Below are 831 nucleotides of genomic sequence, written 5' to 3' on the forward strand. Positions count from 1 at the left end.
GAAGCGCTCGTCATCCGGATGCACGGCGACAGCCGTGTCGCCGAGCATGGTTTCGGGACGCGTCGTGGCGACCGTGATGAAGGTCTTCGGGTTCTCGGGGTCGAACGCCTCGCCTTCGATCGGATAGCGGAAATGCCAGAGATTGCCGTTCACCTCGTGCTGCTCGACCTCGAGGTCGGAAATGGCAGTGAGCAGCTTCGGGTCCCAGTTCACAAGGCGCTTGTCCTTGTAGATCAGGCCTTCCTTGTAGAGCGTGACGAAGACCTCAAGCACGGCCTTGGACAGGCCTTCGTCCATGGTGAAGCGTTCGCGCGACCAGTCGGCCGAGGCGCCGAGGCGCTTCAGCTGGTTGAAGATCGCGCCGCCGGATTCGGCCTTCCACTCCCAGACTTTCTCGATGAACTGCTCGCGCGTCAGATCGCGGCGGTGGATCTGCTTTTCCATGAGCTGGCGTTCGACCACCATCTGCGTGGCGATGCCGGCATGATCCATGCCGGGCTGCCAAAGCACGTTCTTGCCGCGCATGCGCTCGAAGCGCACGAGAATGTCCTGCAGCGTGTTGTTGAGCGCATGACCCATATGCAACGAGCCGGTGACGTTCGGCGGTGGGATGACGATGGTGAAGGCTTCGGCCCCCTCCTCCGCGCCGGCGCCTGCCCGGAAGGCATCCGCCTCTTCCCAGATTTTGGCGATCTTCGGCTCGACGGCTTTGGCGTCGTATGTCTTTTCAAGCATGGAGGAAATCCGAACTGTCGGGAACAAGCGTCCGGTGTAAATCGGAAGGTCTTGGCCGAGTCAACCGCGAGAGCTGCGATCGCTCTCACAGATAGG

General features: G+C 61.5%; 1 protein-coding gene. It reads right to left on the reverse strand.

Annotated elements, in window-relative coordinates; translation table 11 throughout:
- The coding region (locus tag EOD07_RS36090) for a class I tRNA ligase family protein (protein ID WP_164772935.1) at positions 1-735 on the reverse strand (735 nt) is incomplete at its 3' end.
- Between the last annotated feature and the right edge of the window lie 96 nt (positions 736-831).

This window comes from Mesorhizobium sp. M2C.T.Ca.TU.002.02.1.1, assembly GCF_003997225.1.